At 63.5% G+C, this 21,648-nt stretch carries 15 protein-coding genes; 9 read left to right on the top strand and 6 right to left on the bottom strand.

Annotated elements, in window-relative coordinates; genetic code table 11:
- The first annotated feature begins 171 nt into the window (after positions 1–171).
- Positions 172–1,482, top strand: a complete 1,311-nt coding sequence (locus ABIE35_RS17710) for an RNA polymerase sigma factor (RefSeq protein ID WP_354516977.1) — start codon at positions 172–174, stop codon at positions 1,480–1,482.
- 192 nt (positions 1,483–1,674) lie between these two features.
- Here ABIE35_RS17710 and ABIE35_RS17705 read toward each other — a convergent pair whose 3' ends face one another.
- Positions 1,675–1,896, bottom strand: coding sequence for a DUF7455 domain-containing protein (locus ABIE35_RS17705; protein ID WP_018778705.1), 222 nt, complete (start codon positions 1,894–1,896; stop codon positions 1,675–1,677).
- Between the two features lie 326 nt (positions 1,897–2,222).
- Here ABIE35_RS17705 and ABIE35_RS17700 point away from each other — a divergent pair, with 326 nt between their 5' ends.
- Positions 2,223–4,331 (top strand): DNA gyrase/topoisomerase IV subunit B, encoded by a 2,109-nt coding sequence (locus ABIE35_RS17700; protein ID WP_354516975.1) that lies wholly within the window; start codon positions 2,223–2,225, stop codon positions 4,329–4,331.
- Here the strand turns inward: ABIE35_RS17700 and ABIE35_RS17695 are convergent.
- The 3 genes from ABIE35_RS17695 to ABIE35_RS17685 all read right to left on the bottom strand — a co-directional run bounded on the left by ABIE35_RS17695 (position 4,328) and on the right by ABIE35_RS17685 (position 7,051).
- The gene (locus tag ABIE35_RS17695) at positions 4,328–5,521 is read right to left on the bottom strand and encodes an MFS transporter (RefSeq protein WP_354516974.1); all 1,194 of its coding nucleotides are present in this window, start codon (positions 5,519–5,521) and stop codon (positions 4,328–4,330) included. The genes ABIE35_RS17700 and ABIE35_RS17695 overlap by 4 nt on opposite strands.
- Before the next feature lie 151 nt (positions 5,522–5,672).
- The gene (locus ABIE35_RS17690; protein WP_354516972.1) at positions 5,673–6,659 is read right to left on the bottom strand and encodes a M56 family metallopeptidase; all 987 of its coding nucleotides are present in this window, start codon (positions 6,657–6,659) and stop codon (positions 5,673–5,675) included.
- A 5-nt stretch (positions 6,660–6,664) separates the two neighbouring features.
- The gene (locus ABIE35_RS17685) at positions 6,665–7,051 is read right to left on the bottom strand and encodes a BlaI/MecI/CopY family transcriptional regulator (RefSeq protein ID WP_011774471.1); all 387 of its coding nucleotides are present in this window, start codon (positions 7,049–7,051) and stop codon (positions 6,665–6,667) included.
- A 280-nt stretch (positions 7,052–7,331) separates the two neighbouring features.
- Here ABIE35_RS17685 and ABIE35_RS17680 point away from each other — a divergent pair, with 280 nt between their 5' ends.
- The 4 genes from ABIE35_RS17680 to ABIE35_RS17665 are packed head-to-tail and all read left to right on the top strand — an operon-like array spanning position 7,332 to position 14,457.
- Positions 7,332–8,924 carry a cytochrome ubiquinol oxidase subunit I gene (locus ABIE35_RS17680; RefSeq protein ID WP_354516970.1) on the top strand — a complete coding sequence of 531 codons (1,593 nt, stop codon included), beginning with the start codon at positions 7,332–7,334 and terminating at the stop codon, positions 8,922–8,924.
- Between the two features lie 18 nt (positions 8,925–8,942).
- Entirely contained in the window at positions 8,943–10,022 is a 1,080-nt protein-coding gene (gene cydB, locus ABIE35_RS17675) for a cytochrome d ubiquinol oxidase subunit II (RefSeq protein WP_354516968.1), read from the top strand.
- Between the two features lie 7 nt (positions 10,023–10,029).
- The gene (gene cydD, locus ABIE35_RS17670) at positions 10,030–13,437 is read left to right on the top strand and encodes a thiol reductant ABC exporter subunit CydD (RefSeq protein WP_354516967.1); all 3,408 of its coding nucleotides are present in this window, start codon (positions 10,030–10,032) and stop codon (positions 13,435–13,437) included.
- Between the two features lie 9 nt (positions 13,438–13,446).
- Complete coding sequence (locus ABIE35_RS17665; protein ID WP_354516965.1) at positions 13,447–14,457, top strand: GNAT family N-acetyltransferase; 1,011 nt, start codon at positions 13,447–13,449, stop codon at positions 14,455–14,457.
- 6 nt (positions 14,458–14,463) lie between these two features.
- On the opposite strand, the gene ABIE35_RS17660 is transcribed toward ABIE35_RS17665, so the two are convergent.
- Positions 14,464–14,982, bottom strand: a complete 519-nt coding sequence (locus ABIE35_RS17660; RefSeq protein ID WP_280627744.1) for a DinB family protein — start codon at positions 14,980–14,982, stop codon at positions 14,464–14,466.
- Between the two features lie 127 nt (positions 14,983–15,109).
- Here ABIE35_RS17660 and ABIE35_RS17655 point away from each other — a divergent pair, with 127 nt between their 5' ends.
- The gene (locus ABIE35_RS17655; protein ID WP_337340936.1) at positions 15,110–15,493 is read left to right on the top strand and encodes a VOC family protein; all 384 of its coding nucleotides are present in this window, start codon (positions 15,110–15,112) and stop codon (positions 15,491–15,493) included.
- Between the two features lie 100 nt (positions 15,494–15,593).
- Here ABIE35_RS17655 and ABIE35_RS17650 read toward each other — a convergent pair whose 3' ends face one another.
- A complete protein-coding gene (locus tag ABIE35_RS17650) occupies positions 15,594–18,110 on the bottom strand; it encodes a DNA gyrase/topoisomerase IV subunit A (protein WP_354516962.1) in 2,517 nt (838 codons plus the stop codon).
- Between the two features lie 54 nt (positions 18,111–18,164).
- Between ABIE35_RS17650 and ABIE35_RS17645 the strand changes: the two genes are divergently transcribed.
- Positions 18,165–20,852 carry a bifunctional acetate--CoA ligase family protein/GNAT family N-acetyltransferase gene (locus tag ABIE35_RS17645; protein ID WP_354516960.1) on the top strand — a complete coding sequence of 896 codons (2,688 nt, stop codon included), beginning with the start codon at positions 18,165–18,167 and terminating at the stop codon, positions 20,850–20,852.
- 56 nt (positions 20,853–20,908) lie between these two features.
- Positions 20,909–21,634, top strand: a complete 726-nt coding sequence (locus tag ABIE35_RS17640) for a DUF5998 family protein (RefSeq protein ID WP_354516958.1) — start codon at positions 20,909–20,911, stop codon at positions 21,632–21,634.
- Positions 21,635–21,648: the final 14 nt, after the last annotated feature.

The raw sequence follows: 21,648 nt of genomic DNA, 5'->3' as shown, positions 1-21,648 counted from the left end.
CGTTTGAATGCCTGCTTGAGCCCGGAAACGGGAACAAATCAGCGTTGTCGGGAGTTCTATCTACAGACTCTGCAGACGGCGATCGCATTTGAAATTGATCGCGGACTTGACAGGGTCATAGTGGTGTTGCCCGTATGGTGATTCCACAGACCGCCGCTAGAAAGGTTTTCTGTGACTCCGTCTTCCGTCGAGAAGGAACCCGCCGCCCAGGCTGAATTGACCGCCGAGGAAAAGAAGGCGGCCACGTCGGCAAAGCGCGCGGCGACACGCGCTGCCAACAAGGCTTCAGAGGGTGACTCTGACAAGCCCGCACCCAAGAAGCGTGGACCCAAGCCTGGCGCGAAGGCCGCCGCTGAGGCCGCGAACAAGTCTGGCTCCGACTCCGAGGAAGCCACTGCCGAGGACGAAGACTTTGATCCAGCAGCAGCGGAGGAAGTCGAAGTCGGGGAAGATGACACCGAGGATGGTGCAGCTGCCGCCAAGGACAAGGCCGCCCCGTCCGGCTCGGGATTCGTCTACTCCGACGCCGACGACGACGACGCCCCGGTCCAGCAGGTCATGTCGGCGGGCGCAACCGCCGACCCCGTCAAGGACTACCTGAAGCAGATCGGCAAGGTCGCCCTGCTGAACGCAGAGCAGGAAGTGGACCTGGCACTTCGCATTGAAGCCGGCCTTTTTGCCGAGGAAAAGATCAACGCTGATGACGGATCCATGGATCCCAAACTCAAGCGTGAACTTGAGTTCGTCATTCACGACGGAAAGCGCGCCAAAAACCACCTGCTCGAGGCCAACCTGCGTCTCGTCGTTTCCTTGGCCAAGCGTTACACAGGGCGTGGCATGCTCTTCCTGGACCTGATCCAGGAAGGCAACCTTGGCCTTATTCGTGCCGTGGAGAAGTTCGACTACACCAAGGGCTTCAAGTTCTCCACGTACGCCACTTGGTGGATCCGCCAGGCCATCACCCGCGCTATGGCTGACCAGGCCCGCACCATCCGTATTCCGGTGCATATGGTGGAAGTCATCAACAAGCTGGCACGTGTCCAGCGCCAGATGCTCCAGGACCTCGGCCGCGAACCAACGCCTGAAGAGCTGGCTCTGGAATTGGATATGACCCCTGAGAAGGTCGTGGAGGTCCAGAAGTACGGACGCGAACCGATCTCGCTCCACACCCCGCTCGGGGAGGATGGAGACTCCGAATTTGGTGACCTGATTGAGGACTCGGAAGCTGTAGTTCCGGCCGACGCCGTAAGCTTCACCCTTTTGCAGGAGCAGCTTCACTCGGTGCTGGACACCCTGTCCGAGCGCGAAGCCGGCGTGGTGGCAATGCGATTCGGCCTGACTGACGGCCAGCCGAAGACTTTAGACGAAATTGGCAAGGTCTACGGAGTGACGCGTGAGCGCATCCGCCAGATCGAATCGAAAACAATGTCCAAGCTGCGGCACCCGTCCCGCTCGCAGGTCCTCCGGGACTACCTGGACTAAATCTTCCCGTACTGCAAAAGCGGCCCAGTCGGATAACCGACCGGGCCGCTTTTTGTTGATCGCCGCTTTGCACATCCCGGACATGCCTGGGAAGCAAGAGCAACGAGGCCCCTCCCTGGTGGGAGGGGCCTCGTTATCTGATCAACGCAATACTTGCTGAATAGGGGAGTCCGGCTGTGCGGGCTGCCCTGCCTAGTCGACGGGGACGGGTGCCTTCTCGTTGAGGCGCTCGGTCTCATCGTGCCAGTCCGAAGTCATGGGCCGGAGCGTAGCTTCAACTGCACGTGCGTGGTGGCCGCAGAAAAGCAGCTCACCACCGGAGGACTCGAGTACAACGCGGACATATGCTTGGGCTCCGCAACGATCGCACCGGTCAGCTGCGTTTAGCGTGCGGTCGGCAACTGCTGTTGTCATGTCGGCCTCCTTAGTAGTTCCGTACATCCATATAACCAGCATTCGACGCAGATCCATGGCAAGGATGGGTCACTTTCGCTGTCCGCGTATCACATGTGCGTAACGTAACCACGCAGTTTGGCCCGTGCCGGGAGTGGCAACCAGTGCCTCCGGGCCGGCGGGGCTAGCCTAGTATGGGCAGTGTTTGCCCTGAGTTCCGGCAGCAACCAGCGACAACCAACGATAACCAGCGATAACCAGCGATAACCAGCAATAGACAGCAATTGGACAGCTGGAAAGCGCCCCAAGATTCACCTTGAGATATACCCCGAAGGAGCACACTGCGAGTGGCACCGAGTTCTGAATACAACGCCCGGCACCTGTCTGTCCTTGAAGGCTTGGAAGCCGTCCGCAAACGCCCGGGCATGTACATCGGTTCCACCGACTCCCGTGGCCTCATGCACTGCCTGTGGGAAATCATCGACAACGCCGTGGATGAAGCCCTGGCGGGCTTCGGCCACGACATCAAGGTCATCCTGCACGCCGACAACTCGGTGGAAATCCACGACGACGGCCGTGGCATCCCAGTGGACGTTGAACCCAAGACCGGCCTCTCCGGCGTTGAGGTCGTCTTTACCAAGCTGCATGCGGGCGGCAAGTTCGGCGGCGGTTCCTATACGGCATCCGGCGGTCTGCATGGCGTTGGCGCTTCTGTGGTCAATGCGCTGTCCAGCCGCTTGGACGTTCAGGTGGATCGCGGCAGCAAGACCTATCAAATGTCCTTCCGCCGGGGTGAGCCCGGCCGATTCGTGGACTCGGGTTCCAAGCCTGGCCCCGAGGCTCCGTTTGAGCCGTTCGTTGAGAATTCCGTGCTGGACGTCGTGGGCAAGGCCAAGCGGGGCGTGACGGGAACCCGGGTCCGCTACTGGGCGGACCGGCAGATTTTCACGCCTGATGCGAAGTTCTCCTACGATGACCTCGCCGCGAGGGCCCGCCAGACCTCCTTCCTTGTGCCCGGCCTGAAGATCACGGTCCGCGATGAACGCAAGTTGCCCGGAACTCCGGGTGAGAACGGTGCGCATGAGGAAGTGTTCCATCATGACGGTGGCATCTCGGAATTCGTTGAGTTCCTGGCCGCGGATGCCGGGGTGACGGATGTTTGGCGACTCCACGGCTCCGGAAAGTTCAAGGAAACCGTCCCGGTGCTGGACGACAACGGGCATAGCAAGATCGCGGAAGTCGAACGCGATTGTGAGGTCGATATTGCCCTGCGGTGGGGAATCGGCTACGAAACCACCATGCGCAGCTTCGTCAACATCATCGCCACTCCCAAGGGCGGAACCCACCAGTCGGGCTTCGAGGCGGCGCTGCTGAAGACTTTCCGTAAGGCCGTCGAAACGAATGCCCGCAAGCTCAAGGCGGGCAACGACAAAATCGAGAAGGATGACATTCTCGCCGGGCTCACTGCTGTCTTGACGGTCCGGCTTGCGGAGCCGCAGTTTGAAGGCCAGACCAAGGAGATCCTGGGCACATCGGCGGTACGGGCCATTGTGGCCAAGGTGGTGGAAAAGGAGATCACTGGCCGGTTGAACTCGGCCAACCGTAACGACAAGGCGCAGTCGGCCCTCCTGCTGGAAAAGATGGTCAGCGAGATGAAGTCGCGCATCTCGGCGCGTGTTCATAAGGAAACGCAGCGTCGCAAGAATGCGTTGGAAACCTCCTCGATGCCCACCAAGCTGGCGGATTGCCGCACGGACGATGTTGACCGGTCAGAGCTGTTCATCGTTGAAGGTGACTCCGCCCTGGGTACAGCCAAACTCGCCCGGTCTTCCGATTTCCAGGCCCTGCTGCCCATCCGCGGAAAAATCCTGAACGTCCAGAAGGCTTCCGTGGGCGACATGCTCTCCAACGCCGAGTGCGCGGCGCTTATTCAGGTAGTAGGGGCCGGTTCGGGTCGCAGCTTTGACATTGAGGCGGCCCGTTACGGCAAGGTCATTCTCATGACTGACGCCGATGTGGACGGCGCGCATATCCGGACCTTGCTGCTGACCCTGTTCTTCCGCTACATGCGACCCATGGTGGAAGCGGGCCGCGTGTTTGCAGCAGTTCCGCCCCTTCACCGGGTGGAAGTGATCAACCCCGGCCAGAAGGCCAACGAGATGATCTACACCTACTCTGAGGCGGAGCTTCATGTCCTCTTGGCGAACCTCGCCAAGGAAGGCAAGCGCTATAAAGAGCCCATCCAGCGGTACAAGGGCCTGGGCGAAATGGATGCGCAGCAACTGGCAGAGACCACCATGGATCCACGGCACCGGACCTTGCGGAAGGTTGGCATCGACAGCGCGCAGCGCGCTGAAGAGGTCTTTGACCTTCTCATGGGCTCGGACGTAGCTCCCCGCAAGGAGTTCATCATCGCCGGCGCCGCCACACTGGACCGGGAACGCATCGACGCTTAGCCGGCGGTGGGCGGAACCGCTGTTTCCTTGGTTCCAGGCGCGGCGAATGCCGTCAGCCCCACCAGCAGTGCCAGGGCTCCCAAGCCCAAAGGAAGTCCAACCGCCATGGCGATGCCGCCCACCAGCAACGGACCACCGGCATCGCCGAGTTCGCGTCCCAGCTCGGCTGAACCCATGGTTCTGCCCAGCCGTTCGGAGGGGGTCGAATCTGCCAGGTGCGCAAAAGCCAAGGGGGTGGACATGCCTATTCCTGCGCCGATCAGGACGGCAGCAAAGTAGATCCACGCCGCTCCGGGGAGGAGCCCTGCCATCAGTGTGCCACCCGCGATGCAGAGCAAGCCCGCCACCATGCCTGGCCTGTCGGCGAGGAGGCCTTGGTCCCGCAGTTGGCCGATGCCTGGTTGTGTCAGCGACGATGCCAGGGCCAACACCGTGACAACTGCCACGCTTCCTGCCGTGCCAAGGCCTTCGCGTGCCGCCATGGCAGGAAGGAAGCCGACCGCTGCGCCCAGGGCCCCGGTGGCTGCAGCCAGGACCAGTGTAGGGCCCAGGAATGATCTCTCGGTGCTCTGGCGCCAAACATCCACAATGGTGTACCGGGGGCGGGGCAGTGGTGCCATATGTGGCACCGCAACCGCAGCCCACGCGGCAACAAGGAGGCCCAAGGCGGACAGGACGCCGAAGAGGAGCGGGAAGCCGCCGCTGATGATGGCAACGGCTCCCAGCAGTGGTCCTATCGCGTAGCCGAGCCCCTTCCACGAACCGTATCGTCCGAAATACCGTCCGGTGTTCGATCCAGCGAGGCGTGCCACACTGGCCGATGATGCCGGTGAGAAAGCCGAAGCCGCCATGCCCTGTCCCAGTCTCGCTACAGCGAGCATGGCAGGCTGGTCGGCCCACAACCCGATCAGTGAGGCCGCGGAGAAGGCCAGGAGCCCACCCACGATGACCGGTTTCGGCCCGATGCGGTCACTCAGGGCGCCAAACACCGGCTTCAGGAACACTTCGGCGATGTCGTACAAGGCCAACAGGAGGCCCAAGGCCAGCAGGCTCAATCCAATGTCCGCGCTTTCGGCCCCCAGCCCGGCAGCGACAGCATGCGCGCCAAAGGCGGTGGTGAATCCCGCGGCGTAGAGCGGCCAGCGCTGAGTAGCTTGGATGGGGAGGGACGCGGCGTCTGTGGGATTCACGCTTCACAATGTACCCGGACGCTGGTCGACGCTGTGCCGCGCGAGGGCGGGTGGAGACTTTACGCAGCACTGGAAGGCTACGCATCCCGGGTGTACGACGCCACTTTGCCGGAGTCGCCTCCGTGTTCGCAGCCTGACCCGGCACTCCCGTTCAGCCCAAGAGTCCCGGGACGATCAACAGCGCGGTCGGCACCGCCAGCAGCAAGGCCGAGACTACCAGGACAAGGACTCGAAGGCCCTTGGTGAGTGGCGGCTGGGGTGAGAGGAGGCGGCTGACGCGTGACGCCGTCGTGCGTGGTGAGTCGGCCCCTCCGGTGGCACTGACGGCGTTGCCCTCCACCACGGCCCCGCCGGCGTTGAGTACCCCGGTTCCAATGGCTGGCTGGGAGGTTCCGCTGGCGACGATCGCGATGGCCTTGATCAGGGTGCCTTTGCTTTCGGTCCGCAAAGCGACGTCATCGGCCAGCATCTCGATCAGGGAGTTCACCGCCGTCTGGGCCAGTCGTGTGGTGGGGAACCACGGCAGGGCCTGGCGCCAGGCGGCAAAGGCCCACAGGAGGAGGTCGTGGCGCTGGGACAGGTGGGCATTCTCGTGAATGAGGACGGCCCTGAGCTCAGCCGGTTCCAAGGCTGCCATCAGGCCGTCGGACAGCACCGTGACGGATCGCGCGCCGCCGGGGAGGCAGTACGCCACGGGGGAGTCGTGGTTGATGACCACAGTGCCGGGGCCGTCGTCGGACGGAGAGGCGAGCAACGCCAGCAGTTCGCGGTGCCGCCGTCTCTGGCGCTCAATCTTGTAATAGGTCAGCAACAGGGTGAAAACCAGGTGCGCGGTCAACAGCGCCGCCGCGGACAGTGCGAAGAGGTGCCAAAAGCCCAAGGCTGTGGTGGGTTCGTTGTTGAAGACCATGCCGGCCAGGCTCTTGAGACCGGCGATGAGGTTGTCGCCGATGGGCTCCAGCCCGTAGACCAGCATGGCGCCGATCATGGACAGCCCACCAGCGAGGGCGATCGCCTGCCAAAGGACCATGGCCGTGAACGGTGAGCGGGCCGGCCACTGGGCGCGGGACAAGAGGACGGGCACCGGCCATGCCAAAATCAATGCCAGGACCGCAAGCAGGTATGAGGTCCAGAACATAGTGGCTAATTGTAGCCGAGCAGTTTGCGCAGGGTAGCGGCTTCACTTTCGGTGACGGAACCAATGAAGCGGGCCAGAACGGCCTCGCGGTCCGGAGCGGAGCCCAGGACTTCATGCATCAGTTCGGCGGTGTGGTCAGCGCGGCTGGAGACAGCTTGGTAGCGGTGCGGACGCGTACCGCGCTCACGCTCCACCAGCCCCTTCTTTTCCAGGCGTGACAGCACGGTAAGCACCGTGGTCACGGCCAAGTCCTTGCCTTGATGTCCCGCAGTGCCGTCTCCGGCCTCGGAATCCTGCGCCAGGAGATCGCGCAGGGTATTGGCAGTTGCAGCCTCCTGGCCTGCCCAGAGCAGATCCATGACTGCCCGTTCCAGTTCCCCAAGACTTGCCATCTATACGTCCCTACCTTCCGCTTCCCGGTGCAGGGTGACTGCTGCCGGGAGCGATGATCCAACATTCCACCATAAATCTACCGCTTTTCAGCTCTTCATTCTACGTGAGGTAGAACTATCGGCGCGCCGCGGCCGTTGGGGAGCCCTTGCGCGTGGGTTACGCCACTTGAAGAATGGGTTTCGTCGCCCGCCATTTGTTCTACACTGTGTAGAAGAGAAGTTTTCTACGCAATGTAGAAGTAACGTCATCGTACTTCGGTCCGCCGTACAAAGGACAGCCATGGACGCCTTGGAAATCGCACGCTGGCAATTCGGTATCACTACCGTCTACCACTTCATGATGGTGCCCCTCACTATCGGTCTGGGACTGGTGGTGGCCATTATGCAGACCATCTGGTACCGCACGGGCAAGCCCGAATACCTCCGGATGACCAAGTTCTGGGGAAAGCTCTTCCTCATCAACTTCATCATGGGTGTTGCCACGGGTATCGTGCAGGAATTCCAATTCGGTATGGCGTGGAGCGAGTACAGCCGGTTCGTCGGTGATGTGTTCGGCGCGCCGCTGGCCCTTGAGGCCCTGCTGGCTTTCTTTGTTGAATCAACGTTCCTGGGCCTGTGGATCTTCGGGTGGAAGCAACTCAAGCGCGGCGTGCACCTGGCTTGCCTGTGGATCGCCGTGATTGGTTCCGTCTTCTCTGCCTACTTCATCATCGTGGCGAACTCCTGGATGCAGCACCCTGTAGGAGTGGAGATGGTGGACGGACGGCCCGTGATGACCGACGCCTGGGCAGTCTTCACCAACAACACAGCGCTGGTGGCTGTACCGCACACGCTGTTTGGTGCGTTGGCAGTTGCCGGCGCGTTCCTCCTGGGCATCGCCTGGTATCACTTGTGGCGTCGCCGGCATGACGGCATTGACGTCGTGGGCAAGGACGGCAAGCTGATTCCTGGGGAAGCTCCGATCCCGGGCCGCGACACGTCCGACTACACCGTGTGGATGAAGAGCCTCCGGATCGGTGCCGTTGTTGCCATGATCTCCTTCGCCGGAACCGCCATCACGGGCGACCTGCAGGGCAAGCTGATGTTTGAACAACAGCCCATGAAAATGGCTGCCGCTGAAGCCGCCTGCCATGACGGCACGGGCTTCTCGGTCCTGAGTGTTGGCAACCTCGGCGCCACCAACTGCGATGACATTGTTGCCGTAATCGAAGTACCCGGCATCCTCTCCTTCCTGGCCAAGGGGGACTTCACTACCGAAGTGAAGGGCGTCAACAGCCTGCTGGGCGAGTACAAGGAAAAGTACGGAACCCATCTCCCGGACAACCCGCTGTACGGCGACCGTGCCGGACAGGAAATCCAGTACGTGCCCGTGATGGAAGTGACCTACTGGGGCTTCCGCATGATGATCGGCTTCGGCGGGATCGCAGCCTTTGCCGCACTGCTGGCTCTCTGGGTGACCCGCAAGGGCGTAGTACCGCAATCGAAGTGGCTCATGCGCCTGGCCGTCTTCGGCATCCTCGCACCCTTCGGTGCCAACGCCGCGGGCTGGATCTTCACTGAAATGGGCCGGCAACCGTTCGTGGTGGCGCCCAACCCGGACATGAACGGCATCGACCAAGTGTTCATGTTTACTGCTGCCGCCGTGTCGCCGGGGGTCAGTGCCGGGGAGCTCCTGACCTCGCTGGTGGTCCTCACTGCCATCTACGCCGTATTGCTGGTGGTCGAAGTGAAGCTCCTGGTCAAGTACATCCGCGGCGGCGTGGCCTCCGCGATGCCGGAGCTGGCCCACCCGGCCAAGGACACGGAAGACGACGACAAGAACAACGCCGGTCCGGACAAGTCCGGCGACGACGTCCTGGCGTTCGCCTACTAGAAACAGGGGAAACTGACAATGGAACTGTTGCCAACCATCTGGTTTGTGGCCATCGCGGTACTGTGGACCGGGTACCTCTTTCTGGAGGGCTTTGACCTTGGCGTCGGCATGCTCATGAAGCTGTTTGCCCGCAACAACACGGACCGCCGTGTGCTGCTCAACACCATCGGCCCCGTGTGGGACGGCAACGAGGTATGGCTGCTCACTGCGGCCGGAGCCACTTTCGCAGCCTTCCCGCTCTGGTACGCCTCGCTGTTCTCCGCCCTCTACCTACCGCTCCTGGCAGTCCTGGCCGCGCTGATCTTCCGGGCTGTCGCCTTCGAATACCGCGGCAAAGTGGACTCAGAACGCTGGCGGAACCGCTGGGACTGGGCGATCGCCGTCGGATCCTTCGTCGCAGCCTTCGGCATCGGTGCCGCCCTGGCGCTGACCACCACCGGCCTTCCGTTGAACGCCAACGGAGACCGCAGCGGCGGCCCGATGTCCTGGTTCAGTGGCTATGCGCTGCTGGGCGGTTTCGGTGTGGTGGCGTTCGCCCTGGTCCACGCCCTTGCCTTCCTGGCCCTCAAGACCGACGGCGATGTGCGGCACCGTGCCCGGCGCTGGTTTGTTCGGTTGGTGCCGTTTGCGGTGTTGCCGATGTTCGGCTGGATGGTGTCAGTACAATTCCTTAGCGGTAAGCCGTGGACCTGGGCCCTGGTGGCGGCCGGAGCCGTAGCTGTGGGCCTGGCCTGGACACTGGCAAGGGCAGGGGCGGAAGGACGCGCCTTTGGTGCCTTGGGTGGGTTCATTGTGTGCGCCACTGCTTCGATCTTCGGGGCAACCTTCCCCGTGGTGATTCCTTCCACCCTTGATCCAGCGTTCAACCTGACCATTTCCAATGCCTCATCTTCGGACTACACACTGGGACTGATGAGCGTTGTGGCAGCAGTAGGGCTGCCTTTGGTGATCGCGTACCAGTCCTGGACCTACTGGGTATTCCGCCGTCGTGTCAGCGCGGCGCACATTCCTGAAGCGCACGGTTTCCTTCCCGCGATTGCCGCCAAGGTCCTGATCTCCAAGGACAGCCGGCCAGCCGCCAGCACCGAGGAAGGCTAGCCGCCCTATGAAACCCGTGTTCCCCTCCGGCCCGGCCACCAGATCCGCGCTTTACCTCATTGGGCTCCTGTCCGCCCTCAAGGCGTTGTCCTTGGTGCTCATGGCCCAGGCCGTGGCGGGGATGCTGGCAGGGCTCGCCTCCGGAGCAGGGGACTGGAACAGCGGACTTGTCTGGGGTGCTGTAGGAGCGGTCCTGAGGTCACTCACGGTCTGGGGCCAGGGCATCGCCTCCAGGCGGGCGGCCTTGGGTGTCAAGGAGGAGTTGCGGGCGCAGCTGCTGCGGCGCTCACTGGCCGACCGTACTTCATCGCCGGTAGAGGGAATGAACGACGGCGGCCTGGCGATCCTGACGACGCGCGGCCTGGATGCGCTGGACGACTACTACACCCAGTACCTGCCCGCCTTGGTCAATTGCGCCACGGTACCGCTGTTGATCGGGACCAGGATTCTCTTTGCTGACTGGGTCAGCGCGGTAGTGATCGTCCTGACCGTTCCGCTGGTGCCGTTGTTCATGGTCCTGATTGGCCGGCACACGGAGGACAACGTCAGGGTCGCCCAGACAACCCTCCGGAAGCTCTCCGGCCACATCCTGGAACTGGCCAAGGGCCTTCCGGTGCTGGTGGGCCTGGGCCGCGCCACCGAACAACGCGCGGCCTTGGAAGACATTTCGGAGCAGTACCGAAGCCGGACCATGGGAACCCTCCGTACAGCCTTCCTGTCAGCGTTGGCGCTCGAACTCATTGCCACGATATCCGTTGCCGTTGTTGCTGTGTTTATCGGCGTCAGGCTTGTAGGCGGCGACATGGCGCTGGAAGCCGGACTCCTGGCCCTCATCCTGGCCCCGGACTGCTACCTGCCGCTGCGGGAGTTGGGTACTGCCCACCACGCCAGCGACGACGGCAGGGCCGCCTTGGAAACCACCAATGCCGTGCTGGAGGCCCCCGCGCACCAACCCCTGCCGGACAAAGAATCCTCAACCAGCACGCCGTCCGGCGTTGTGGTGGACGGGTTGTCGGTGACTTATCGCGGGAGGTCCACAGCCGCCGTCGGGCCCTTTGGTTTTACCGCGCCGCGGGGAAGCATTACAGCCCTCGATGGCGACAGCGGCGCCGGAAAGAGCACCGTCCTGGGTGTCCTTGCCGGACTGATCGGACCAGGACCGGGAGCCGGCGTGACGGGAACCGTCACTGGAGCCGGGAAGGGTGCCGTGGCATGGGTGCCGCAACACCCCGCCATGGCAACAGAGACCGTCCAGGAAGAAGTGTCCCTGTATCTTGACGGGTACAACGGAGATGCTGCCCAAGCAGTCGCACGTGTTCTGTCGAAAGCAAAGGCTGCGCACCTGGCTGCGAAGAACCCGGCCGAGCTGAGCCCCGGCGAACTGCGCCGTGTTGCGCTCGCCCGCGGACTGGCACGGGTGGAAGCAGGCGCCACGGTCCTGCTGCTCGACGAGCCCACCGCGCACTTGGACCCTTTCTCAGCCAGCGTGGTCCGCGACGCCATCGAGTCACTGCGGGGCAGCGTTACGGTCATCCTGGTGGCCCACGACGCCGCAACCCGTGCGCTCGCGGACCACGTGGTGCCCGTGGGAAGCAAACGCTTCCATAATGCGCCCATGGTTCCGTCCGTGCGCACAGGAGAAACTCTGGAGACTGCCGCCGGCGGGCAGCGCCAGACATCCAGGGCCGATGGTTGTATCCAGCGTGCCCCAAAGGCGGGCAGCCTGAAGCGCCTAATGGGGATCCTCAAGCCCGTGCAGTGGAAGTTCGTCGCAGCCGGCACCGTGGCAGTCCTGGCTGCCCTGTTCGCAGTGGCACTGTCCGGTTTGTCCGGGTGGCTGATCATCAGGGCGAGCGAGCAACCGCCTATCCTCTACTTGCTTGGCGCGATTGTGGGCGTCAGATTCTTCGGAATCGGCAGGGCAGTCCTTCGCTACTGTGAGCGGCTCCTGACCCACGACGCTGTATTCGCCGCCATGACCCGCCTCCGTGGGGCACTGTGGGGGACGCTGAGCCGCAGGGCGCTGTCATTGAGGCGCCTTCTCCAGGGCGGCAATGTGCTTGGCGCAATCGTGGACGACGTTGATACCCTCCGGGACCTCCTGCCACGGGTTGTGCTGCCACCCGTCACCGCAATGGGCGTAGGAGCTGCGGCGATCGTAGCCACCGCCGTCGTCCTGCCCGCCGCCCTGCCCGCTGTGGTGATGGCGTCAGTAGTGGGACTTGCAATCGCCCCGTTACTTGCCGTTCTGGCTGACCGGAACGCTGCCAAGGCCGAACAGCAGATGCGCTCCGTGGTACTTCACGGCGTGGCAGCAGCCCTGGATGCCAGGGCAGAACTGACGGCCAACGCAGTAGCCGAGCCGGTCCTCAAGGATCTGCGAACCAAGGACCGCGCCGCTACCGTCGCTGCCCAGCGCTCGGCATGGGCTGAAGGCCTCGGCCAAGCCGTGATCGTCCTGGCCTGCTCGCTGGCAGCCTTGTGGGCAGGCATCCTCAGCGCTCCCTCGGCCGCCAACGGCACGGTTCCACCCGAACTTGTGGCGGTGATCGTCCTGATGCAGCTGGCCTTGGTAGATGCCTTCAGCGGTATCGTTTCCGCGGTGCGCCAGGCTCCGGCGCTCGCGGCCGTGCTGGGCCGGGTCGCTGCGTCCGGGGCTTTGGACGCTCCTGCCGCCGATCTTTCGGAGGCACTGCGCACAGAGCTCGACGGCGGCCCGCGGCCACTCCCGGACCGCGACGGCGCAGCGGGGCTTGAATTGAAGGGTGCGGCGGCCGCCTGGCCCGGGAGCCCCGATGCCTTCGCCGGGATCACCGCCGAAGCCGGACCCGGCCGCTGGCTCGCGGTGACAGGGCCCTCGGGCGCAGGAAAGACTACGCTGCTGTCCGTGCTGCTGGGCTTCCTGCCCCTTACCCGGGGAACAGCTAAGCTGACGGGCACTGCGGCCTGGTGCCCGCAGGAAGCGCACCTTTTTGACTCCACCATCCGTGGGAACCTCCTGCTCAGCCGTCCGGCCGCGGCGAAGCCCAGCGAGGCCGAGATGCACAAGGCGCTGGCGGACGTCGGACTTGATGTGGTGGTGGACGCCTTGCCGGACGGGCTCGATGCCAGGATCGGGCCCGGCGGCTCGTTCCTCAGCGGAGGCGAACGGCAGCGGCTGGCAATGGCCAGGACCCTTTTGACCGGGGCCTCGGTACTGCTGCTCGACGAGCCCACCGCCCATCTGGATGCCGGTTCTGCACGGGAAATGATGGCCATTCTTCGCCAAGGCCTCAAGGACGTCACGGTTGTCCTGGTGACGCACAATCCTGACGACATTGATCCGGGGGATGCGCGGCTGGAACTGCCCGCAGCTCCTGGGACGAAACAAAGCATGGGCGCGCCGGAACTGGTGGGAAAGCCTACCCCTCAGTAACCTGTTGGCATGCCTTTCGACGCCGCAAGCCCTGCCGTGCCCGATGCCGGGATCACCGGCCTGCAGTGGCGGCCCGCCACGATGCAGGACCTGGATAACTGGGCGGCCCTGATAGCCCGGACGGCCGCCGTCGAACATCCCGTCTGGTACGAAAAGCGCGGGGACTTGGCCCACATTCTGGAGTCCAGCAAGAACCCGCCGCAAACGAGCACCCTGCTGGGTCTGGACGCCGACGGCGCAGCACGCGCCTACGGACGTATTTCCAAGAACCCGGAGGGCGACAAAGCCACCGGAGCGGCGTGCGTTGATCCCGAATGGCAGCAACGCGGGATCGGCTCCGCGGTCCTGGTGTGGCAGGAAGAGCAGGTGCGCAGGCGGTTCGCCGGCGATAAGGCTGCCGGGCACACCGCCGCGCCGCCGCGGCTCCGCATCCAGACAGAAGAACAGCACGAACACCAGGCCACTCTCCTGATGGGGCATGGGTATGCTGCCGTCCGCTGGTTCAATGAGATGCACCGGCCCCTTTCCCACGAACTGCCCCACGTGCCCCTGGATGCTGGCCTGGAACTCAGGACGCTGGATCCGACGCTCTTTGAACCCGTACGGCAAGCGCACAACGATGCTTTCAGGGACCACTGGGGGAGCGAACCCAGGGACGAAGAATCCTGGCGCTTCACCATCGAGGAACCGACGGCGCGGCATGATCTCAGCGCAGTGGTCCTAGACTCAGGGACGGGGGAGGTGGCTGGATACCAGCTGAGCAGCTTCGATCCGGATTCCGCAGCCGACCGCGGTTTCACAGAGGGCTATACGGAGCTCCTGGGCGTACGGCGCGCCTATAGGGGCCGTGGCATTGCACAACTGCTGCTGGCGGACGCCATGCGCCGGTACACGGATGCCGGGATGCAGGTGGCGTCGCTGGACGTGGATTCAGCCAACCCCACGGGTGCGCTGGAGCTTTACCTTCGGATGGGCTATGCGCCCGTGAACCGCAGCATGACGTGGGAGAAGATGCTCTAGCCCGTCTTAGCCGTCCACGTCATGCAGATGGTGGACAACATCGTGGAGGAAGTACTGGGAGAACGTCAGCACAGTAAACGAGGACCCGTTGCTGCGGGTGCCGGTGCGCTGCCAGTCATTCTCGGTGACCCGGGCGAAGGACTCGGCGATCTCGCTGCCCTCCGCTTCAAGTTCGTCAGCCACGGTTCGGGGGTCGGCCGAACCGTACTCCCCATCGATGGCGGCCTGGTCCTGGTCCCAGTTGTCGAACCGGGCATCATCCTCGGTCAGCATCAGGTTCAGTCGTTGGTCGAACAGGCTGAACACATCGCGGACGTGGCAGGCGTACTCCAGGTTGGACCATGTGTGGTCGTCAGGCCGGACGGCCGCATCTTCCCGACGGAGGACAGCCCTCCACCGGGGGAGCATGTTCAGGACCGACCCCGGCACTGTGGAGGGAGTTACCGTGGCGGGGTCGAAACCGCACTCAGGGCATGGCTGGGAGAGCACCCAGGTCCAGTCTTTTTCGTCAGGGATGATCGGCATGCCGTCAGTCTAAGCCGATGTGCACCAGAGCCGTTGCGGACCGTGAAATATGGTGTCGTTTTCGCATGACGTGCCCACCGCCCAAGAGTAAAGTTCATTGCGGGGGGAGAGCCGGAAAGAGAAAAACATGCTCAAGGATCAGCAGGTTGGTGCCGTCCTACCGGCACAGGACATAGCCCGGGCCCGCGCGTACTACAGCGAAAAGCTCGGACTGGAACCCGAAAATCCGGACGCCGACGACAACCTCCAGTACAGGTGCGGCGATGGAACGGGATTCTTCGTTTACCAGACACCCAATGCCGGGTCCGCGAAGAACACCCAGATGGGCTGGACGGTCGATGACGTCAAGGCCACCGTGCAGGAACTGCGCGGCAAGGGTGTCACGTTTGAGGACTACGACTTTCCAGGATTGAAAACTGAGGACGGCATCGCCACGATGCCAGACGGCAGCGCTGCGGCATGGTTCCTGGACAGCGAGGGAAACATCCTCAGCATCAACCAAACCGGCTAACCCACGCTGTGGCCCCAGGGCCGCGGCATCACCAAGGCCGGAGGTTCATACCCCCGGCCTTTGCCGTGCCTGGCGGCAGTGCTGTTCTGCGCTGGTGCGGCTATTCTGCAGCTTCAACCCACGCCATGCTCGGGCCGATCGCCTCAACAGGCTGCGACAACGGCACGCCGGAACCATCCCTGCGGCCATGCTCGTGCGGGAGGGCCCGCGCGACGCCGGCTGCCGAGGACGCTTTGGCGGGGCCATGTCCCGCCCACGCCAGCAGCAGGGTGTCTTCGCCCTTGAGGAAACGGTGGACCCGGACGCCGCCGGTGGCACGGCCCTTGGCAGGGTACTCCTCGAAAGCTGTCACCTTCGCGGTGCCGGGGGCCGTGCCCGGCAGGGCGCCATTGGTACCGGCAATGGTGACGACGACGGCGGCGGGATCATTGGCGCGCACGGTTCCGAAGTGGATCACTTCATCACCGGCGGCCAGCTTGATACCGGCCATACCGCCCGCCGTGCGGCCCTGCGGCCGGACGTTGGACGCACCGAACCGGAGCAGTTGCGCCTGCCGCGTCACGAAGACGAGATCGACGTCGTCCTCCTGTGCCGGTTCCACAGCGAGGACCGAATCCTTGTCCTTCAATGCGATGATCTCCCAGTCCTCACGGTTCAACGGATAGTCCGGCTGAACCCGTTTGACGATTCCCTGGACAGTGCCGATAGCGAGGATGGCATCCAAGGGAACGAACGCAACCAGTGTCTCGCCCTTGACCAACGTGATGAAGTCCTTCGCCGGGACGCCGCCGGCAAGGTTGGGAAGGCCGGACATCGGGGGGAGAACGGGCATGTCCATGACCTGCAGGCGCAGCATGCGGCCTTGCGACGTGACCGCGCCGATCTCACCCCGGGCAGTGGTCTTGACCACCGAGCGGAAGACATCGTGCTTGGCCCGGGGTCCCGCTTCAGCCAGCGGCTCCTGGTTGGACGTCCTGGCGATCTGGCCTGAGACGCTCAGCAGTGCCCAGCAGGGGTCATCAGGAATCTCCAAGGGCAACGCCGCGGCCTTGCCCTTGGGGCCAGGAGCGGAAGCTGCGAGGGCTGCAGCCACGGTGGGGGAGACTGCTTCGGATTCCAGCAACACTGTGCGCCGGGGTGTGCCGTATTTTTCGGCGATGACCCCCAACTCGCCGGAGACAAGGTCGCGGAGCAGCACATCGGAGGCCAGGATGGCCTCAAGTGCCTCGATTTCGCGGCGGAGCTCGTCCTGTTCCTTTTCCAGTTCAAGACGGGAATACTTGGTCAACTGCCGCAGGCGCAGTTCCAGGATGTAGTTGGCCTGGATCTCGGTGAGGTCGTAGATGGACATCAACCGCTCGCGGGCGGCGGACGCTTCGTCGGAGGAACGGATGATCTGGATGACTTCGTCGATGTCAACGATCGCGATCAGCAGGCCCTCCACCAAGTGGAGGCGGTCCTTCTTCTTGCCCAGGCGGAAGGACGTACGGCGGCGCACCACAGTCAACCTGTGCTCAACGTATACCTGCAACAACTGCAGGAGGCCCAGCGTCTGCGGCTGACCGTCCACCAACGTAACGTTGTTGATGCCGAAGGAATCTTCCATGGGTGAGTAGCGGTACAGCTGCTGGAGGACGGCGTTGGGGTTGAAGCCGTTCTTGAGCTCGATGACCAAGCGCAGGCCGTGATTGCGGTCCGTCAGATCCACCACATCGCTGATGCCTGTCAACTTCTTGGCGTTGACGGCATCCTTGATCTTCTCGATCACCTTTTCCGGGCCCACCATGTAGGGGAGCTCAGTGACCACCAGGCCGGTCCGGCGGGCGGACAACTGTTCCACCTCAACCTTGGCACGGGTTTTGAAGGAACCGCGGCCGGTGGCGTAGGCGTCGCGGATTCCGTCCAGCCCAACAATCCGGCCGCCTGTGGGCAGGTCGGGACCCGGGATGAACCTCATGATGTCATCCAGCGTGGCGTCCGGGTTGGCAATCAGGTGGCGTGCGGCGGCGATGACCTCAACGAGGTTGTGTGGAGGCATGTTCGTTGCCATGCCCACCGCGATGCCCGTAGTGCCATTGACCAGCAGATTGGGGAAAGCGGCTGGGAGGACATCCGGCTGGGTCAGTTGGTTGTCGTAGTTGGGGACGAAGTCGACTACGTCTTCGTCCAGGTGGTCCGTCATGGTCAGCGCGGCGGCGGCCAGGCGCGCCTCGGTGTACCGCGGTGCTGCCGGTCCGTCGTCGAGCGATCCGAAGTTCCCGTGGCCATCGATCAGCGGCAGGCGGAGGGAAAAGTCCTGCGCCATGCGCACCATGGCGTCATAGATCGCGGTGTCGCCGTGGGGGTGGAGCTTGCCCATGACTTCGCCCACCACCCGGGCACTCTTTACGTGTCCGCGATCCGGGCGGAGGCCCATATCGGACATCATGTACAGGATGCGCCGTTGAACAGGCTTAAGTCCGTCGCGGGCGTCCGGGAGCGCACGCGAATAAATCACTGAGTAGGCGTACTCCAGGAAGGAGCCTTCCATCTCCGAAGTGACGTCGATGTCCACGATGTTCTCGGTGAAATCGCCGAGGGGTTCGGCTGTCCGTGCTGATTTTTGGCTGCGGGCCATGGGGTCGGTGAATCCTTGAAGTTGAACTGCGGATGTTTTAGCTAGGCTAAGCCTATGGTGGATCAGCCCGGCGTCGGCATTTATCCGGAATATTGGGAGGCTGATGTCGTCCTGCGCGACGGCGGAACCGCCCACCTTCGCCCTATCCGGCCCGAGGACGCCGATGCCTTGCAAGCCTTCCATGCGGGCCAATCGCAGGCGTCGATCTACATGCGGTTCTTTTCCTTCAAACCCCGGCTCTCCGGCAAGGAAGTGCGGAGGTTCACCGAGGTGGACCACATCAACCGGGTGGCCTTCGTCATTACCATTGGCGGCGAGATCATGGGCATTGGCCGGTACGACCGGCTGGATGACCCGGACGAGGCTGAAGTCGCCTTCAATATCTCTGACGCCCATCAGGGCCGCGGGATCGGCTCCATCCTCCTGGAGCACCTGGCCGTTGCTGCCCGCGAAAACGGCATCCGGCGCTTTACCGCCGAGGTCCTGCCGGACAACCGGAAGATGCTGATGGTCTTTGCCGACGCCGGCTACGACCTCACCCGGCAATTCGACGACGGCGTCGTGAGCGTCGAGTTCAATATCGACCCCACGGAGAAGTCGCGGGCCGTCATGGAATCCCGTGAGCACCGCGCCGAGGCCCGCAGCGTACGCGACTTGTTGTCGCCGTCGTCGGTGGCTGTTATTGGCGCCAGCCGCAAGTGGGGGACCATTGGCTACCAATTGCTTGAACACATCATTGAAGGCGGGTTCAAGGGCCCCGTCTATGCCGTGAACCCTGAGGCTTTTGAACTTGCCGGCATGGTCTCCTTCGGCAAGTTGTCGGAAATACCTGGACCTGTGCAGTTGGCCATCATCGCTGTCCCGTATGAAGAAGTACCCAAAGTGGTGGACGATTGCGCTGCTGCCGGCGTCAAGGGCATCGTGGTGGCAACTGCAGGATTTGCCGACGACGGCGAGAGGGGCCTGGCACGCCAGCACGAACTGGTGCGTCGTGCCCGCGCCAACGGGATGCGGGTGATCGGCCCCGAGTCCCTCGGAATACTGAACACCCACCCGGCCGTATCACTCAACGCCTCCATGGCGCCCACCATGCCGCCCCGGGGAAGTCTGGGCCTGTTCAGCCAATCTGCTGCGGTGGGTGTTGCTGTTTACGCCGCCGCCAGCCGGCGCAGGCTCGGGTTGTCCTCCTTCCTCTCGGCCGGAAACCGTGCCGACGTTTCCGGCAACGATGCCATGCAGTACTGGGAGGACGACGCCGATACCTCCGCAGTGGGACTGTATCTGGAATCCATCGGCAATCCCCGTAAGTTCTCCCGCCTGGCCCGGCGGTTGTCGCGGAGCAAGCCTGTGATCGTTGCAAAGTCCGATGTGACGGGCCTTAGCCTGCCGCCGGGACACGAAGTGCGGACCACCCAAGCCCCCGCTGCGGCAGTGGACGCCATGATGCGCCAAGCAGGCGTCATCCGCGTGGACACCATTGAGCAGCTCATGGACATCGCCCAGATCGTGTCATCCCAGGCGCTGCCACAAGGCCCCGGGGTTGCCGTCTATTCCAATTCCGTGGCCTTGGGCAAAGTAGTTTCCGACACCGCGGGTCCGCTCGGACTGGAGGTGAACCGGCTGGTCACTGACGTTGACCTCGACGCCGGTATGTCGCTTGCGCTCCCGGCACTGCGGACCAGCCTCATGGAAAGTCTGGCCGATCACTCCGTCCACGCTGTGATTGCCGCACTCCTTCCCGCGAGGGGACTCACGGTGGAGGCGTTGGCCGGTGTCCTCGCGGAATGTGCTGCGGAGGCCGGGAAGCCCGTTGTTGCCGCGTTCACGGGAATTTTGGACCCCTCGGTCCACGTGGAGGGCATGGTGGGTTCTGCAGGGAAGCCTGTGCTTCCGTGCTATTCCAATGCGGGCGCTGCCGTGGCTGCCTTGGCGGCCATTGTCGGCTATGCGCAATGGCGCGACAGGGACCAGGGCTTGTTCGTTGAACCGGACGGCTGCGACGTGGAGGGCACCCGTGAAACGCTGGCGGCGATGCTGGCAGGTGTCACCGGCGAGAAACTCAGGAAGCTCGACGCCGGGGCTGCCGCGGCGCTGCTTGCCGGCTACGGAATCGAAGTGGTGCCGACGCTTGGATTCGGTACACCGGACGAAGCCGTGCAGGCGGCCGACGCGGTGGGTTGGCCTGTGGTCCTGAAGACCACCGACCCTGCCCTTCGGCATAGGCTGGACCTGGGCGGCGTACGGCTGGACATCCAGGACGCAGAATCGCTGCGCTTGAACGTTGTACAGATGCGCCGGGCTTTGGAACCGTATGGATCGCCGTCACTTGAGGTCCAGGCCATGGCTCCGGTGGGACAGGCCTGCACTTTCCGGGCCATTGAGGATCCGTTGCTGGGGCCCGTGCTCTCTTTTGGGTTGGCGGGCGATGCCGTGAACCTGCTGGACGACTGGGCCCACCGCGTACCGCCGCTCTCGGCTGCGGACCTGCATGATGTCATCCGCTCACCGCGCGCCTCAAGGAAACTCTTTGGTTATCAGGGACTGCCTGCGGTGGATGTGGCTTCCCTGGAGGACATAGCGGCCAGGCTTGCCAGGCTGAAGGACGATCACCCGGGTATTGCGCTGGTGGAATTCAACCCCGTCCTGGCCGGCCCCTCGGGCGCCACGATCCTGGGTGCCGACGTCTGGATCGGCAACGCCGCACAGCGGACTGACAGCGCACGGCGCGCGATGCGAAGTTAGCCACAGGGCTGACCGCGTGGTTAGGAAGTCACCAAGCGATCTGTGAAAATGGGGGAATGAGCACCCAGTCTCCGACGCCTCAATCACGCCCGTCCAACACCGGGCACCACACCGCGCATAACCACAGCTCGCAGGGGCAGAGCCTGGACCAGGCACTGCAGCAGGCGGGGTTTTATCCGCGGCTGGTGGCCGACGTCGTCGACGACGCCCTGGACGGCCGGGAGTGCCTGTCCCATTTGGTGCACTTGGAGACGCACTTTGACCGCGCCGAGGTCCGCAGGCACATCACTGTTCTGGTGCTCACCGAAGACATGCTGGTCATCACCCATGTTGACGACCAGCAGCTCGATGAAGCCGGCGAGCAAATTGTTGCGCAGATCTCCACCGAATCCGTCCCCGTGGCCCAAATCCGCTCTGTGGTCCTGAGCTACATGTACTCCCAGCCCCAGGACTACAAGCCCTCCGATCCTGTGCGGGAGCTCACTGTCTCCATTGCCTGGTCCGGAGGCCAGCGCTTGGACATGGGGCCCGCGAGCTGCGGAGACCCCCAGTGCGAGGCAGACCACGGATACAGCGGAACCATTGCCCAGGAAGACATTGTGCTGCGCATCAGCGCCGAAGCCGACGGCCTGCAGGCCGTGCAGGATGCCAAGATCTTTGCCCGCGCACTGCGTGCCGTTAACACAGGAAATCCGGCTCCCGTCCAGCACACGGGCATCCCGGCTCCACGGCCGCGTTCGGGTGTCTTCAGCAACCGCTTGAGCCGCGGACACCAGCGTTGAGGAACGCCGCACAG

This window comes from Paenarthrobacter sp. 4246 (assembly GCF_040546855.1).
GTDB lineage: Bacteria > Actinomycetota > Actinomycetes > Actinomycetales > Micrococcaceae > Arthrobacter.
The sequence above is the reverse complement of the archived record's forward strand: the minus strand, read 5'-3'. Positions and strand labels throughout refer to the sequence as shown.